We start from the raw sequence: 13,294 nt of genomic DNA, 5'->3' as shown, positions 1-13,294 counted from the left end.
CCGCCGGGGCGCCGCGCGGCCCCCCCCCCCCCCGGCCCCGCCCCCCCCCCCCCCCCCCGGGGGCGCCCCCCCCCCCCCGGGGGGGCCCCCCCCCCGGGGGGGCCCCCCCCTCCGCTGTCCGTACGGGACAGCCCTCAGAGCCAGTCCGCGAACTCCAGCGAGAGTTCGCCGTCCTGCGTACGCCCCACCGTCAGCGCCCGCGTGCCGGACTCGACGGCCCGGTACAGCGTCCAGCCGCGCAGTCGCGCCTGGTCGATCTCCAGCGAGTCCGCGAGCTTCTTGACCCGCCGGCGGGCCGTCACGGCACCGCCGGGCGAGGCGATCAGGTCCTCGACCCGGTCACGCACCAGCCGCGCCAGGTCGTACGCCCGCTCCCCGGTCAGCGGCTCCGGACCGACCGCCAGCCACGGAGCGCGCTCACCCGCCAGAACCTTGCTCTGCCGGAAGTTGCCGTGCAGCAGGAAGACCTCGGGGGAGTCCTGGACCAGCTCCTCACGGGCCGCGAGGGCCGCCGAGACGAGCGGTTCCAGCGCGGGGTCGCGCACGGCGGCTTCCCGCATGGGCTCCACCTGCCGGGCGGTGCGCTCCACGACGGTCTCGAAGGCGTGGCCGGCCGGCGGCTCGACCCACAGTCGCCGCACCGTGCCGGCGGCCTCCAGCAGGGCCTTCGCCTCGGGAAGGGAGCGCAGGGACACCTCGTGGTGCAGCCGCTCCAGCAGGAGGGCGCCCTCGGGCACCGCGGTGGGCGGAGCCGCCGTGAGCTCGACGGCGCCCCAGCCCTTCCAGTGCGTGAGCGCGGCACCCTCGAGCGAGGGGGCGGCCCCGGGAGGCGCGATCTTCAGCACGGCGGGCGTGCCGTCGGCCCGGTGCACCAGGAGGACGAGGCTGCTGCGCCCGCCGGGGGCGCACACCCTGTCCAGGGAGACCGAGTGCGCGGACAGGGCGTCGTCCGTGAGTGCGGGGAGCCGCCCGAGCCACTCGGCGGCGGCCGTGTCCCCGTACATCTCGCCGAGCGCTCGCACCAGACGCTGCGGCGGTTCGAAACCCATACGTGCCTTGTTCCCTTTCAGAGCGTGATCGCTTGCTCAGTGCGTGACACCCGCGGCCCCTGCCTCCGCCGTGTTCTCCGGCGGAGCGGCCTTCTCGGCGAGCCCAGGAAAGGCTACGCCGGTGCCGCGCCAGCGCACCGCACGCACCGCGGCCTCCCGGAGCGCTCCCGTGGCGTCCTGCCGAAGCGGCCCCCGGGCGGCCCGTACGAGATCGGAGTACACGCCCGCGACCCGGTCCTCCAGGAAGGCGGCGAGCCGCATCGCGGTCGCCGGATCGCGCACAGCGAAGGGCAGGGTGTACGCGGCGTGCGCCGCCACGGGTGTCCCGCCCAGGTCGCGCACCGTCCGCGCGAGCGCGTCCCGCCGGGCCCGGTGGGCGTCACAGGCCGCCGTCGCGTCGCTGCGGCGGCCGTCCTCCAGCCTGCCGCCGAGCGCCCCGTATCCGTACACGGCGGCGTGCTCCGCGGCGAGTGCGGCCTGCGCGGCCCGCAGCTCCCCCTTGGCGTCGTCCGTTCCGGCCTCCTGTGTCATGCCGGGGTCTCCTTGGCCAGTTCGGTCAGCAGGTACGCGTGGGCCGCGCCGGCCGCGGCGATCGAGGCCAGCAGCCTGGCCAGTTCCGGCTCGGCGGCCAGCAGGGCCGTGGCGCGGCCGTCCGCCACCCTGCGCTCCTCGGCCGCCAGCTCCCGCAAGGCCGCGCGCGCGTCGGTGGCGGCCGCGGGCGGGGCCGGGGCAGGGGAGCCGCTCGCGGCCTCAGGCGGCCCGCCCAGCGCCGCGAGGTGCTCCCGCACGGCCGCCCCCATCGGTGCGAGCCCGGGCTCCGTCACCGGGTGCGCGGCCGCGACCTGTTCGTAGCGGGAGAGCAGGGAAGCACTGTCACGGGCTGCCGACGCCCGAAGTGCCGTCCGGGCCCGGAGGGAGGCGGCCCTGGCATCAGCGCCTCCGGGGGCGCTTCCCGTCCCCGGACCGTCCCCGCAGCCGGTCAGCACCGCACCCAGGGCGAGGGCTCCCGTAGCGGTGAGCACACTCCTGCGCGTCGTCCCCGTGCGGTGCACTTGTCTCCTTCAGCCTGGTTTCTGACAGTTTTTGACCTGAAGTGATCACCGGGGGTGAGCGTACCTGCGGCCGGGCGGGAGGCGGACGGCAACACCCCTGCGGACCGGATACCCTTTGACCTGACACGCGACGATCCCCACAACAGCACACGCGGCCGAGGAGTCACCCGGATGAGCACCACCCAGAGCGACAGGCTGCGCGAACTGCTGGATCCGCTCGTCAGCGCCAAGGAGCTGGACCTCGAGGAGATCGAGGTGTCCAAGGCGGGCCGCCGCCGGGTGCTGCGAGTGATCGTGGATTCCGAGGACGGCGTGGAGCTCGACACCTGCGCGGAGCTCAGCCGAGACATCTCTCAGACGCTGGACGAGACCGACGCCATGGGTGAGGGCGAGTACGTCCTCGAAGTGAGCTCTCCGGGCGCTGACCGCCCGTTGACCGAGCACCGCCACTACGTACGTGCCACGGGCCGGCTGGCCAGGCTCACCCTGAGCGAGGGCGGCGAGCTGGTGGCCCGCATCCTCGGGGTGGACGACGAGGGACTCGATCTGGAAGTGCCGGGCGTCAAGGGCCGCAAGCCCACGTCGCGCCGTGTCGCCTTCGACGAGATCACCAAGGCGCGCGTGGAGATCGAATTCAACCGCAAGGACAAGAAGGAAGAGGAGGCGTAGCCGTGGACATCGATGTAAAGCTTCTGAAGGGCTTGGCGCAGGACAAGGAGATCCCCTTCGACGTGCTCGTCGGGGCGATCGAGTCGGCCCTCCTCATCGCGTACCACCGCACCGACGGCAGTCACCGCCGTGCGCGCGTCGAGCTGGACGCCGGCGGCCATGTCACGGTGTGGGCGAAGGACGACCCGGCCGAGCTCGAGGAGGGCCAGGAGCCCAAGGAGTTCGACGACACGCCGTCCGGCTTCGGCCGTATCGCCGCGACCACCGCCAAGCAGGTCATCCTGCAGCGGCTGCGCGACGCCGAGGACGACAGGACCTTCGGCGAGTACGCGGGCCACGAGGGTGACGTCGTCACGGGCCTGGTCCAGCAGGGCAAGGACCCGAAGAACGTCCTGGTCGACATCGGCAAGATGGAAGCCATCCTCCCGGTGCAGGAGCAGGTGCCGGGCGAGGAGTACACCCATGGCCTGCGGCTTCGTACGTATGTCGTACGGGTGGCCAAGGGGGTGCGCGGTCCGTCCGTGACGCTGTCGCGTACCCACCCGAACCTGGTGAAGAAGCTCTTCGCGCTGGAGGTTCCGGAGATCGCGGACGGGTCGGTCGTCATCGAGGCCATCGCCCGCGAGGCGGGCCACCGCACCAAGATCGCCGTACGTTCCACCCGGGCCGGTCTCAACCCGAAGGGTGCCTGCATCGGCCCGATGGGCAGCCGTGTGCGCAATGTCATGGCCGAGCTGCACGGCGAGAAGATCGACATCGTGGACTGGTCGGACGACCCTGCCGAGATGGTCGCCAACGCGCTTTCACCCGCACGGGTGAGCGAGGTCGAGGTCGTGGACCTCGGGACGCGCTCCGCCCGGGTGACCGTGCCGGACTACCAGCTGTCGCTGGCGATCGGCAAGGAGGGGCAGAACGCCCGCCTGGCGGCCCGTCTCACCGGCTGGCGCATCGACATCCGTCCGGACACCGAGACGGACGAGGAGCGGGACGTCGCCGACCGCGAGCGCGCCGAGCGCGCCCGGGAGCGTTCCGAGCGCGGCTGACCCCCGGACCTGCGTCGGGGCCCGCCCCGGGCGGGCCCCGGACCGGCTCCGAAGGAATAGATCGAGGCGAATTGCCGCTGAGATCACGACAACATCCGTTCGATTCTTACCCCCATGGGGTGAGGTCGGTGCGGGGAGGTAGACTTAAACGTGTCTGGCCGGACGCACGCCCGCGCTTGCCCCGAGCGAACCTGTGTGGGATGCCGGGAGCGAGCGGCCAAGAGCGAGCTGCTGCGCATCGTGGTGGACGAGGGAGAAGTTGTCCCTGATCCACGCGGTACGCTGCCCGGCCGGGGTGCGTATGTTCACCCCGCCTCTGTCTGTCTCGACCTGGCGGTCCGCCGCCGGGCATTCCCCCGGGCCTTCAAGGCCAAGGGGCCGTTCGATTCCGCGGCACTGCAGCGGTTCGTCGAGCGGGTGACACCGTAAGAAAGTGAACGGCACGGGTCCCCGTGCGGTCAGGTACCTCGCGAGTTGGAAGTAGGTCGAGATTGCGATGAGCACTCGATGAGTACGCGATGAGTACGCCCATGAAGTAGCGACGGTCCGGCGGTAACCCGGACCTAAAAGGAGCGAAGTGGCTAAGGTCCGGGTATACGAACTCGCCAAGGAGTTCGGCGTCGAGAGCAAGGTCGTCATGGCCAAGCTCCAAGAACTCGGTGAATTCGTCCGTTCGGCGTCCTCGACGATCGAGGCGCCGGTTGTACGCAAATTGACTGACGCACTGCAGGGTCCCGGCGGCAACGCCGGCAAGTCCGCTGCCAAGCCTGGCGCGCCTCGCAAGGCCGCCCCCTCGAAGCCCGCAGCGCCCTCCCCGGCCGCTGCGGCACGTCCTGCTGCCCCGAAGCCCGGCGTCCCGGCCCCCAAGCCGGCCGCCGCGGAGACCCCGGAGAGCAGCACCCCCGCAGCAGCGCCTTCCGCGCCGTCGGCGGGCCCCCGTCCGGGCCCCAAGCCCGCGCCGAAGCCCGCCCCGGTCACCCCGGTGCCCGCCGCGGAGTTCTCGGCTCCGGCTCCGGCCCAGCAGCCGGCCGCGCCGCAGCAGCCTGCCGCACCGCAGCAGCCGGCCGCACCGCAGCAGGCCCCGCGTCCCGCGGGTGCCACCCCCGGCCCCCGCCCCGCCCGTCCGGCTCCGGCCGGCGGTCAGCGTGACGGCGGCCGCGACGGTGGCCAGCGTGACGGCGGCCGTGGTGGCGAGCGTGGCGGCGACCGCCCCGCGCGTCCCGGCGGCGCACGTCCGGCCGGTCCCCGTCCGGGCAACAACCCCTTCACCTCCGGCGGTTCCACCGGCATGGCGCGCCCGCAGGCGCCCCGTCCCGGCGGTGCCCCGCGCCCCGGTGGCGGTCAGGAGCGCCCCGGCGCCCCGCGCCCCCAGGGTGGTCCCGGCGGCGCCCCGCGCCCCCAGGGCCAGGGTGGCGCACGTCCGTCTCCGGGCGGCATGCCCCGTCCGCAGGCTCCCCGTCCGGGAGGTGCCCCCTCGGGTAACCGTCCGAACCCCGGCATGATGCCGCAGCGTCCCGCTGCGGGCCCCCGCCCCGGCGGTGGCCCCGGCGGTGGCGGCGGTCGTGGTCCCGGTGGCGGCGGCGGTCGTCCCGGTGGCGGTGGCGGTCGTCCCGGTGGTGGCGGCTTCGCAGGCCGTCCGGCCGGTCCCGGCGGTGGCGGTGGCGGCTTCGCCGGCCGTCCCGGTGGTCCCGGTGGCGGTGGCGCTCCCGGTCGTCCCGGTGGCGGCGGCTTCGGCGGTCGTCCCGGCTTCGGTGGACGTCCCGGCGGCCCGGGTGCCCGTGGTGGCACACAGGGTGCGTTCGGCCGTCCCGGCGGTCCCGCGCGTCGTGGCCGCAAGTCGAAGCGGCAGAGGCGCCAGGAGTACGAGTCCATGCAGGCCCCGTCGGTGGGCGGCGTCATGCTGCCCCGCGGCAACGGGCAGGCTGTGCGGCTGTCCCGCGGTGCCTCCCTCACGGACTTCGCGGAGAAGATCAACGCGAACCCGGCGTCTCTCGTCGGCGTGATGATGAACCTCGGCGAGATGGTCACGGCCACGCAGTCGGTCCCCGACGAGACGCTGAAGCTTCTCGCGGACGAGATGAACTTCGTCCTCGAGATCGTCAGCCCGGAGGAGGAGGACCGCGAGCTGCTCGGGTCCTTCGACATCGAGTTCGGTGAGGACGAGGGCGGCGAAGAGGCCCTGGTCTCCCGTCCGCCGGTCGTGACCGTCATGGGTCACGTCGACCACGGTAAGACCCGGCTGCTGGACGCGATCCGCAAGACGAACGTCGTCGCGGGCGAGGCCGGCGGTATCACGCAGCACATCGGTGCGTACCAGGTCGGCGCCGAGGTCAACGGCGAGGACCGCAGGATCACCTTCATCGACACCCCGGGTCACGAGGCGTTCACCGCCATGCGTGCACGTGGTGCGAAGTCCACCGACATCGCGATCCTCGTGGTGGCGGCGAACGACGGTGTGATGCCCCAGACGATCGAGGCGCTGAACCACGCCAAGGCGGCCGAGGTGCCGATCGTGGTCGCGGTCAACAAGATCGACGTCGAGGGTGCCGACCCGACCAAGGTGCGCGGTCAGCTCACCGAGTTCGGGCTGGTGGCCGAGGAGTACGGCGGCGACACGATGTTCGTCGACATCTCCGCCAAGCAGGGCCTCAACATCGAGTCCCTCCTGGAGGCCGTCGTCCTCACCGCCGACGCCTCGCTCGACCTGCGGGCCAACCCGGAGCAGGACGCGCAGGGTATTGCGATCGAGTCCCACCTCGACCGCGGCCGCGGTGCCGTCTCGACCGTCCTCGTCCAGCGCGGCACGCTGCGCATCGGCGACACGGTGGTCGTCGGCGACGCGTACGGCCGTGTCCGGGCGATGCTCGACGACAACGGTCAGAACGTCGAGGAAGCGGGTCCGTCGACCCCCGTCCTGGTCCTGGGTCTCACCAACGTCCCGGGTGCCGGCGACAACCTCCTGGTTGTCGACGAGGACCGTACGGCCCGTCAGATCGCTGAGAAGCGTGCCGCCCGTGAGCGCAACGCCAACTTCGCCCGCAAGGGTGTCCGGTTCTCCCTGGAGAACCTGGACGAGGCGCTCAAGGCCGGTCTGGTCCAGGAGCTCAACCTCATCATCAAGGGCGACGCGTCCGGTTCGGTGGAGGCTCTCGAGTCCTCGCTGCTCCAGCTCGACGTCGGTGAAGAGGTCGACATCCGGATCCTGCACCGCGGTGTGGGTGCGGTGACCGAGTCGGACATCAACCTGGCGACCGGCTCCGACGCCATCGTGATCGGCTTCAACGTGCGCGCCGCAGGGCGTGCCGCGCAGATGGCCGACCGCGAAGGTGTGGACGTCCGGTACTACTCGGTCATCTACCAGGCGATCGAAGAGATCGAAGCAGCCCTCAAGGGCATGCTCAAGCCGGAGTACGAAGAGGTCGAGCTCGGCACGGCGGAGATCCGCGAGATCTTCCGCTCGTCCAAGCTGGGCAACATCGCCGGTGTGCTGGTCCGCTCCGGCGAGGTCAAGCGCAACACGAAGGCGCGCCTGCTGCGCGATGGCAAGGTCATCGCGGAGAGCCTCAACATCTCGGGTCTGCGTCGCTTCAAGGACGACGTCACCGAGATCCGCGAAGGCTTCGAGGGCGGTATCAACCTCGGAAACTTCAACGACATCAAGATCGACGACGTCATCGCGACGTACGAGATCCGCGAGAAGCCGCGAGGCTGATCCACGGGGAACCCCGGGGGGCGACCCCCGGGCTCTCCAGCACGGTCGGGGCCGGTCGACGGGTCGTTATTTCCGTCGATCGGCCCCGGCCGTTCCGTGTACGGTTCGGATGTCCCGCCGAGTGACGGCGGGGCGTGGCTGTGCCAGCCCGGGGGCGACCCCCGGGCCCCGAACCCGAACCGGCGGGACATCCGGACATACATGTATGTGGGGACTCTGTCCTTCGATCTGCTCCTCGGCGACGTACGGTCGTTGAAGGAGAAACGCTCCATCGTCCGCCCGATCGTCGCGGAGATCCACCGCAAGTTCGCGGTGAGCGTCGCGGAGACGGGCGGCCAGGACCTTTACCGCAGGGCCCAGATCGGTCTTGCCGTGGTCTCCGGGGACACCGGGCACCTCACAGACGTACTCGACCGGTGCGAGCGCATGATCGCGGGCCGGCCGGAGGTGGAGCTGCTGTCCGTACGACGGCGGCTGCACAATGACGAAGAAGACTGAGCATGTTCAAGAAGGAGACGGACCAGTGGCCGACAACGCGCGGGCAAAAAAGCTGGCGGACCTCATCCAGGTGGTGGTCGCCGAGAAACTGCAGCGCGGCATCAAGGACCCGCGTCTGGGCACGCACGTGACCATCACGGACACCCGTGTCACCGGCGACCTGCGGGAGGCCACGGTCTTCTACACGGTCTACGGCGACGACGAGGAGCGGGCCAGTGCGGCCGCCGGCCTGGAGAGCGCCAAGGGCATCCTGCGTTCGGCGGTCGGTGCGGCTGCGGGGACGAAGTTCACCCCGACGCTGGCCTTCGTGGCCGACGCCCTGCCGGACAACGCCAAGGCGATCGAGGACCTGCTCGACCGGGCACGTGCCTCGGACGCCAAGGTCCGCGAGGCGTCCTCGGGTGCCGCGTACGCCGGCGACGCGGACCCGTACCGCAAGCCGGAGGACGAGGACGACGAGTCCGGCGAGAACGGCGAGGGCTCACCTTCCGCATGACGCAGAACAAAACGCAGGATCAGGGCGGTGGGAGCGCAGCGACCTCTGGCAAGGGTGGTGGTGGGCGACGGGAGGGCCTTGTCATCGTCGACAAGCCGTCCGGCTTCACTTCGCACGACGTCGTGGCCAAGATGCGCGGCATCGCCCGCACCCGGCGGGTCGGCCACGCCGGCACGCTGGACCCGATGGCGACCGGTGTCCTCGTACTCGGCGTGGAGCGCGCGACCAAACTGCTCGGTCATCTCGCGCTGACCGAGAAGGAGTACCTGGGAACGATCAGGCTCGGTCAGGACACCGTCACCGACGACGCGGAGGGCGAGATCACCTCGTCCGCCGACGCCTCGGGAGTGACCCGTGAGGGCATCGACGCCGGGGTCGCCGCGCTGAGCGGCGCGATCATGCAGGTGCCGTCCAAGGTCAGCGCCATCAAGATCGACGGCAAGCGGTCCTACGCCCGGGTGCGCGGCGGCGAGGAGTTCGAGATCCCGGCCCGCCCGGTGACCATCTCGTCCTTCCGGGTCCACGACGTCCGCGAAGCGGTCGCGGAGGACGGCACCCCGGTCGTCGACCTGGTCGTGTCCGTCGTGTGCTCCTCGGGTACGTACATCCGGGCCCTGGCCCGTGACCTCGGCGCCGGGCTCGGTGTCGGCGGGCATCTGACCGCGCTGCGGCGCACCCGCGTCGGGCCGTACGGCCTCGACGGGGCGCGCACCCTCGACCAGCACCAACAGGAGCTGACCGTGATGCCGGTGGCCGAGGCGGCCGCCTCGGCGTTCCCGCGCTGGGACGTGGACGAGAAGCGCGCCAAACTGCTGCTCAACGGCGTCCGGCTGGACATGCCGTCGTATCCGCCGGGGCCGGTCGGGGTCTTCGGGCCCGACGGGACCTTCCTCGTGCTCGTCGAGGAGCAGAAGGGCAAGGCCAAGAGCCTCGCCGTCTTCGCCTGACGGAGGCCTCAGTGGGCCGGCCTCCCCGTGTGGCCGGCCCATCGTGGAGCGGGCAGCCCCCCAGGTGCGTGCCCGCTCCACAATCCCCCTCCGGTGACCATCCCTGTCCACGAGGACCCGCCGATTCACCCCAATGGACGGGCGCTCGGAGTGACAGGGGGGTGCGAGGGGGGCGCTTTCGCCCCGTGCGTTTCCCGTGCCGATCACCTGGGACCTACCGTCGGACCATGGGCACCGGGGACCGGTCGAAACTTGTGAGAATCTGCGATCAGGCCGGCCGGCCGCGGGGGACCGGCTTCGTCGCGGACGACCGGGGCACGGTCGTCACCAGCCATCAGGCCGTCGCACGCTCCGTGCCCCTGACGCTGTACTCCGCCGACGGCCGCAGTTGCCCCGTCGGCCCCGACGACATCACCGCGCTGCCCGCTCTCGGCCTCGCCCTGCTGCGCACCGGCGGCCCCGGGACCCTGGGGGTGGAGCCGCTCCCCATCGCCGTACGTGAGGAGATCGGGGCGGGCACCTATGTGCGGATCGCCGCACACGGCTGGCGCGAGGCGCGGGTGCTCGGGACGACTCCCGCGACGTACTCCGAGGACGGACGCGAGCACCACGTGGGCGAGGCGCTGGAGCTGGCGCTCGGTACGGACGGGCGCGACGCGCTGCGCTCCGGCGGAGCCGCTGTCGGCGGGCCCGTGACCGACCCGCGCACCGGAGCCGTCCTGGGGGTTCTCTCGACCGCCCTGAGCGCCGGGCGCGAGACGGCCGGGCTCGCGGTGCCGCTGACCCCCCAGGACGCCCCGGGGCCGCTGGCCGAGGTGCTCCGGCGCAACGCGAGCGCTGTCCCGGGGTACGGCCAGGATCTCAACCTCGCCGGGGCGCTGCAGCTGACCGCCACCTCGCTCGGCCATGCCGACAGCCGGCCCTGTGGCACGGAGGCTGTCGAACGCCCTGACGTCAGCGCGGAGTTCACCGCCTTCGAGACCGGCACGGGGCCCGTGCTCGGCCTGGTCGGCGCCCCCGGGACGGGGCGCACCACGGAGCTCGCGGCCCTGGCCGACCGCAGGGCCCGCGGACCCGTGCCCGCCCTGACGCTCTGGTTGCGCGGAGCCGATCTGCTGGCCGACGACACCTCGGTGACCGACGCGATGACCAGGGCGCTGCAGCGCTCCGGGAGGATCATCACCGCTGCCGGGGCCTGGGGGGAGATGGAGTCCGCCACCCCCGAGCGGGTGGCCCGCCTCGCCGCGGCCTCAGGGAACCCGCTCCTGGTCGTCGTGGACGGCCCGGAGGAGATGCCGCCCCTGCTGGCCCACCGGCTGGCGGCGTGGGCCGGGGCGAGCGCGGAGTGGCTGCCGGCCCACGAGGTGCGGATGGTCGTCGCCTGCCGCCCGGAGCACTGGGAGACCGCCGGCGCCCTGTACCCCCCGGGCGCCCTGCACCGTCCGGAGCGGCCTGCCCGGGGTCTGCCGCCGGCCGTCCGGCTCGGCGACCTCACGGAGGAACAGGCCGAGCGGGCCTGGGAGCGGTACGGCATCCCGCCCGGCACGATCGCGCCGGGCCACGACCGGCACCCCCTCACTCTGCGCCTGCTCGCCGAGGTCCGGGCGGCGCTGCCCCCCGACGTACCCGGCAGGCCCGGCACCGAGGAGGTCTTCGCCGCCCATCTGGACCTCGCCTGCGTCCGGATCGCCGTCCGGATCGGGGCCCAGGCCGAACCCCGGCTCAGGGGCACGGCGGTGCGCAGACTGGCGGCGAAGGTGGCCGGCCAGGTCCACGAGGCGGCCAGGCGCTGCCTCGGACCGGGGCAGGGCGAGCTGGACCGGGCGGCGTTCGAGGAGCTCTTCCCCTGGCGCACGGGCTGGGCGTCGGCCGTACTCACGGAGGGCCTGCTGGTCCCGGCGGGCGCGGGATACAGGTTCGCCCACGAGGAACTGGGCGACTGGGTGCAGGGCGCGCACCTCGACCTGGACGCGGCGCTCCACTCGCTGGTCCACCGCTGGCACGCGGAAGGGGCCTCCGAAGAACCCGCGCCCGCCCCGCAGGATCCGGCGCAACCTCACAACCTTCCTGTGCCGCGCCATCGCATCGGCCCCGTGCTCCAGGCCATGCTCCTGCTGGAGCGGCGGCAGGGGCACGCGGCGCTGGCCCATCGGATGGCGGATCTGATCGAGGCGATGGACCGCCTGCCGACCGGTCCGGGCGCGCAGCGGCGGCTCACCGACGCGGCCTGGTGGGCGGCACACCTGCTGCGGGAGAGCCTGCTCAGGGTGGACGACGCCCGGCCCTGCCTCGGGGTGCTGCGGGTGCTGGCCGGACGGATCACCCGGCGTTCGCTGTCCGGCGGCGGCCCGGCCGTGCTCGGGCCCTACGCCGGATTCGAGCCGTGGTTCTGGCGCCGGATCCGGCTCCCCGAGGACAACCGTATCGATCTCCTGCGCCGCCTCCTGCCCGCGGACGGCACCCCACGCCCGGACGGCGGCGAACGGTATCTGGACGCTGTGTCCCGGCGCCTGGCCGCTCACCCCAGGGCCGTGCAGGTGCTGCTGTGCCGCTGGTTCACCGACGAGAGCCCCCTGCCGGCCGAGGAGGGCCTGCCGATGCGGCTCACCGTGGCCGCCGCCGCCCAGGCACTCCTGTACGCCCGCCGGGACCTCGCCGTCGACGACCTGGCCGAGGCGCTCGTCGACACCGTCCACCCGCGTGCGGCCGAACTCCTCACCACCCTCGCCGAGGACGAGCCGACCGCCCTCTGCAGGGCAGTCGACCGGTGGGCGTGCGACGAGGAGCGGCCCGCGCGGCGCGCCGCCGCGGCCGTCCACGCCGCGCTCGCCGCCGCCCGCACCCTCGCGGCCTCCGACCGCGCCCTGCTGCGCGGGGCGGCGCTCACCCTGCTGGCCCGGCCGGACGACACGGCCCTGCACGCCCAGGCACTCACCGTGCTCGTACGGGACCCGGCCACCGGGGGCCGCTATCTGCCGCAGGCCCTGAGGCTCTTCGCGGCCGGAGACCCCCGGCTGCCGGTGGGGCTGCTCACGAGGGTGTTCCCCGAGCACCCCGAGCCGGTGCTCGCGGCGCTGCGCGCCCGTCTGGCACTGCCGGGGGAGGCCGCCGACGGAGTCCTGCGGGAGCTGGCCTCCCTGGATGCCCCGGCTCTGGCGCTGCACGCCCCGGGGCTCGTACGCGACTACGTCGAGAGCCGCAGCCGCCCCGGTGAGGACGCCGGGGTGCAGGCCGCCGCCTATGTGGACCTGCGGCTGGAGCACAGCCCTGCCGCCCGGGCGCTCCTGCTGCCCCTGATGACCGGGCTGCTGCGGGGCCGCCCCGTGCCACCACCCGTACGCGCCGCGCTGGCCCAGGTGCTCGCCGCTCCCGGAAGCGCGGCTTCGAGGCCGCTGCGGGCCGAGCTGCTGGAGGTTCTGCTGGACTTCGAACAGGAGACCGGGAAGGACCCGGAGGTCCTCGACGCCCTGCTCCGGGCAGCCGCGGCCGGCTCCGGACGCCGCCCCGAAGCCCGCACACGGGCCCTGGTGCACCGCACCGGGATGCTCCTCGTACGCACGCCCGAGGGCGCGGCCCGCTTCGACCGCGGCCTGGTCGAACTCGCCCGGGACGTGCCCGGATTCGCGGCCCTCGTCACCCGCTGGCTGGCGGACGCCCCGCAGGAGTGGGCCGCCGTCGTGGGTCCAGGCGCCCGGCGGACGATGGAGACGCTGGACGGCTCGCGGCCCGGGATCCCGATGCCGATGCAGGCCGCGGGACGTGAGCATGGCAGTCTTAGACCTGCGTAATGGACATACACACGTACACAGGTTCGGGCGAGGAGCGGTC

11 protein-coding genes are annotated in these 13,294 nt (G+C 73.0%); 8 read left to right on the top strand and 3 right to left on the bottom strand.

Annotation, left to right across the window (positions count from 1 at the left end; genetic code table 11):
• Window positions 1-134: 134 nt before the first annotated feature.
• From ACIREO_RS00260 to ACIREO_RS00250, 3 genes are read right to left on the bottom strand one after another with little or no spacing between them, the layout of a single operon-like run.
• Window positions 135-1,049: an aminoglycoside phosphotransferase family protein gene (locus tag ACIREO_RS00260; protein ID WP_404102857.1), complete on the bottom strand. Its 915-nt coding sequence runs from the start codon at window positions 1,047-1,049 to the stop codon at window positions 135-137.
• A gap of 36 nt (window positions 1,050-1,085) precedes the next feature.
• Window positions 1,086-1,580, bottom strand: coding sequence for a ferritin-like domain-containing protein (locus ACIREO_RS00255; protein ID WP_404102854.1), 495 nt, complete (start codon window positions 1,578-1,580; stop codon window positions 1,086-1,088).
• Window positions 1,577-2,101, bottom strand: a complete 525-nt coding sequence (locus tag ACIREO_RS00250) for a hypothetical protein (RefSeq protein WP_404102852.1) — start codon at window positions 2,099-2,101, stop codon at window positions 1,577-1,579. The genes ACIREO_RS00255 and ACIREO_RS00250 overlap by 4 nt, the downstream gene beginning before the upstream one ends.
• 171 nt (window positions 2,102-2,272) lie before the next feature.
• Here ACIREO_RS00250 and rimP point away from each other — a divergent pair, with 171 nt between their 5' ends.
• The 8 genes from rimP to ACIREO_RS00210 all read left to right on the top strand — a co-directional run bounded on the left by rimP (window position 2,273) and on the right by ACIREO_RS00210 (window position 13,254).
• Entirely contained in the window at window positions 2,273-2,770 is a 498-nt protein-coding gene (gene rimP / locus ACIREO_RS00245; protein WP_404102849.1) for a ribosome maturation factor RimP, read from the top strand.
• 2 nt (window positions 2,771-2,772) lie between these two features.
• A complete protein-coding gene (gene nusA / locus ACIREO_RS00240) occupies window positions 2,773-3,813 on the top strand; it encodes a transcription termination factor NusA (RefSeq protein ID WP_404102846.1) in 1,041 nt (346 codons plus the stop codon).
• A 150-nt stretch (window positions 3,814-3,963) separates the two neighbouring features.
• The gene (locus ACIREO_RS00235; RefSeq protein WP_014153747.1) at window positions 3,964-4,242 is read left to right on the top strand and encodes a YlxR family protein; all 279 of its coding nucleotides are present in this window, start codon (window positions 3,964-3,966) and stop codon (window positions 4,240-4,242) included.
• Between the two features lie 148 nt (window positions 4,243-4,390).
• Window positions 4,391-7,525 (top strand): translation initiation factor IF-2, encoded by a 3,135-nt coding sequence (gene infB / locus ACIREO_RS00230; protein WP_404102843.1) that lies wholly within the window; start codon window positions 4,391-4,393, stop codon window positions 7,523-7,525.
• Between the two features lie 201 nt (window positions 7,526-7,726).
• Window positions 7,727-8,023: a DUF503 domain-containing protein gene (locus ACIREO_RS00225; protein ID WP_056792835.1), complete on the top strand. Its 297-nt coding sequence runs from the start codon at window positions 7,727-7,729 to the stop codon at window positions 8,021-8,023.
• A 25-nt stretch (window positions 8,024-8,048) separates the two neighbouring features.
• Window positions 8,049-8,519 carry a 30S ribosome-binding factor RbfA gene (gene rbfA / locus ACIREO_RS00220; RefSeq protein WP_404102840.1) on the top strand — a complete coding sequence of 157 codons (471 nt, stop codon included), beginning with the start codon at window positions 8,049-8,051 and terminating at the stop codon, window positions 8,517-8,519.
• A complete protein-coding gene (gene truB / locus ACIREO_RS00215) occupies window positions 8,516-9,466 on the top strand; it encodes a tRNA pseudouridine(55) synthase TruB (protein WP_404102838.1) in 951 nt (316 codons plus the stop codon). The genes rbfA and truB overlap by 4 nt, the downstream gene beginning before the upstream one ends.
• A 227-nt stretch (window positions 9,467-9,693) precedes the next feature.
• Complete coding sequence (locus tag ACIREO_RS00210; RefSeq protein ID WP_404102836.1) at window positions 9,694-13,254, top strand: trypsin-like peptidase domain-containing protein; 3,561 nt, start codon at window positions 9,694-9,696, stop codon at window positions 13,252-13,254.
• Window positions 13,255-13,294: the final 40 nt, after the last annotated feature.

Origin of the sequence: Streptomyces sp. NPDC102441, from assembly GCF_044765585.1 — a bacterium.
GTDB lineage: Bacteria > Actinomycetota > Actinomycetes > Streptomycetales > Streptomycetaceae > Streptomyces.
The sequence above is the reverse complement of the archived record's forward strand: the minus strand, read 5'-3'. Positions and strand labels throughout refer to the sequence as shown.